We start from the raw sequence: 3,149 nt of genomic DNA on the forward strand, positions 1-3,149 counted from the left end.
TAAAACCTACAGAGTTATAGGATCAAGCCGCACGGGCAATTAGTATCGGTTAGCTCAACGCATTACTGCGCTTCCACACCCGACCTATCAACGTTCTGGTCTCGAACGACCCTTCAGGGGGATCAAGTCCCCGGGATACCTAATCTTCAGACGAGTTTCCCGCTTAGATGCCTTCAGCGGTTATCTCTTCCGTACTTAGCTACCCGGCAATGCCATTGGCATGACAACCGGTACACCAGAGGTACGTCCACTCCGGTCCTCTCGTACTAGGAGCAGGCTCCGTCAAGTATCCAACGCCCACGGCAGATAGGGACCAAACTGTCTCACGACGTTTTAAACCCAGCTCACGTACCTCTTTAAATGGCGAACAGCCATACCCTTGGGACCGGCTACAGCCCCAGGATGAGATGAGCCGACATCGAGGTGCCAAACACCGCCGTCGATATGAACTCTTGGGCGGTATCAGCCTGTTATCCCCAGAGTACCTTTTATCCGTTGAGCGATGGCCCTTCCATTCAGAACCACCGGATCACTATGTCCTGCTTTCGCACCTGTTCGACTTGTCAGTCTCACAGTCAAGCACGCTTATGCCATTGCACTATCAGCACGATTTCCGACCGTACCTAGCGTACCTTCGAACTCCTCCGTTACACTTTGGGAGGAGACCGCCCCAGTCAAACTGCCTACCATGCACTGTCCCCGATCCGGATAACGGACCAAGGTTAGAACCGCAAACAAACCAGGGTGGTATTTCAAGGTTGGCTCCACCGAATCTGGCGACTCGGTTTCAGCGCCTCCCACCTATCCTACACAGGCCGGTTCACAGTCCAATGCAAAGCTACAGTAAAGGTTCATGGGGTCTTTCCGTCTAGCCGCGGGTAGATTGCATCATCACAAACACTTCAACTTCGCTGAGTCTCAGGAGGAGACAGTGTGGCCATCGTTACGCCATTCGTGCAGGTCGGAACTTACCCGACAAGGAATTTCGCTACCTTAGGACCGTTATAGTTACGGCCGCCGTTTACCGGGGCTTCGATCAAGAGCTTGCACCCCATCACTTAACCTTCCGGCACCGGGCAGGCGTCACACCCTATACGTCGACTTTCGTCTTTGCAGAGTGCTGTGTTTTTAATAAACAGTCGCAGCCACCGATTCTCTGCGACCCCTTCATGCTAAGCGCGCAGGCGCTTCACACTACAGGGGCATACCTTCTCCCGAAGTTACGGTATCAATTTGCCGAGTTCCTTCTCCTGAGTTCTCTCAAGCGCCTTGGAATATTCATCCCGTCCACCTGTGTCGGTTTGCGGTACGGTCTCGTACAGCTGAAGCTTAGAGGCTTTTCTTGGAACCACTTCCAATCACTTCGCAAGCAATGCTCGCTCGTGCCACACCCTTGAATCACGCGCCCGGATTTGCCTAAGCGCCTTCTCTAATGCAGCAACAGGGACATCCAACACCCTGATGACCTTCCGCGATCCGTCCCCCCATCGCACTGTACGACGGTGCTGGAATATTAACCAGCTTCCCATCAGCTACGCATCTCTGCCTCGCCTTAGGGGCCGACTCACCCTGCGCCGATGAACGTTGCGCAGGAAACCTTGGACTTACGGCGAGGGGGCTTTTCACCCCCTTTATCGCTACTCATGTCAGCATTCGCACTTCTGATACCTCCAGCAGCCTTTACAAGCCACCTTCGCAGGCTTACAGAACGCTCTCCTACCGCGTATATCAAAGATATACACCCGCAGCTTCGGTTTATTGCTTGAGCCCCGTTACATCTTCCGCGCAGGACGACTCGATCAGTGAGCTATTACGCTTTCTTTAAAGGATGGCTGCTTCTAAGCCAACCTCCTGACTGTCTATGCCTTCCCACTTCGTTTCCCACTTAGCAATAATTTGGGACCTTAGCTGGCGGTCTGGGTTGTTTCCCTCTTGAGTCCGGACGTTAGCACCCGGTGCTCTGTCTCCCAAGCTGTACTTGCAGGTATTCGGAGTTTGCCATGGTTTGGTAAGTCGCCATGACCCCCTAGCCATAACAGTGCTCTACCCCCTGCAGTAATACTTGAGGCACTACCTAAATAGTTTTCGGAGAGAACCAGCTATTTCCAGATTTGTTTAGCCTTTCACCCCTATCCACAGCTCATCCCCTAATTTTTCAACATTAGTGGGTTCGGTCCTCCAGCACGTGTTACCGTGCCTTCAACCTGGCCATGGGTAGATCATCTGGTTTCGGGTCTACACCCAGCGACTGAATCGCCCTATTCGGACTCGCTTTCGCTACGCCTTCCCTATTCGGTTAAGCTTGCCACTGAATGTAAGTCGCTGACCCATTATACAAAAGGTACGCCGTCACCCCATAAAGAGGCTCCGACTGTTTGTATGCACACGGTTTCAGGATCTATTTCACTCCCCTTCCGGGGTTCTTTTCGCCTTTCCCTCACGGTACTGGTTCACTATCGGTCGATCACGAGTATTTAGCCTTGGAGGATGGTCCCCCCATCTTCAGACAGGATTTCACGTGTCCCGCCCTACTTCTCTTACGCCTAGTTCCACACTCTAGATTTCATCTACAGGGCTATCACCTGCTACGGCCGGACTTTCCATTCCGTTCGATTATCTAAAATGCTAAATCGTAAAGGCTCTTCCGATTTCGCTCGCCACTACTTTCGGAATCTCGGTTGATGTCTTTTCCTCGAGTTACTGAGATGTTTCAGTTCACCCGGTTCGCCTTCACTGACCTATGTATTCAGTCAGGAATACTGCATCGCTGCAGTGGGTTTCCCCATTCGGACATCTGCGGATCAAAGCTTGTTTGCCAGCTCCCCGCAGCTTTTCGCAGGCTACCACGTCCTTCATCGCCTGTGATCGCCAAGGCATCCACCATGTGCACTTAGTCGCTTGATCCTATAACACTGAAGTCTTATAGGACGCTGATATGTTTCGCGTTTGTGCCGTTCATAAGTATCAAAGCTACAGACCTTGCGATCTGTCTTGAGACTTGGAACTAAATCTAATGCAATCACAACCCGTATCCATGTTCGTGAACGTTTCCGCACACTACTTCATGAACACATTTCGTTGTGCTTCTTCCTAATTGTTAAAGAACGAATGTATAACTTGCTGAGTAAAACTCAACAGATAACAGCGAA

At 51.5% G+C, this 3,149-nt stretch carries 1 rRNA gene; it reads right to left on the bottom strand.

The features are described 5' to 3' along the window. Window positions 1-18: 18 nt before the first annotated feature. Window positions 19-2,904, bottom strand: a 23S ribosomal RNA gene (locus GOQ28_RS05645). Window positions 2,905-3,149: the final 245 nt, after the last annotated feature.

The organism is Bordetella sp. 02P26C-1 (assembly GCF_009763255.1).
Classification (GTDB): Bacteria; Pseudomonadota; Gammaproteobacteria; order Burkholderiales; family Burkholderiaceae_B; genus Bordetella_A.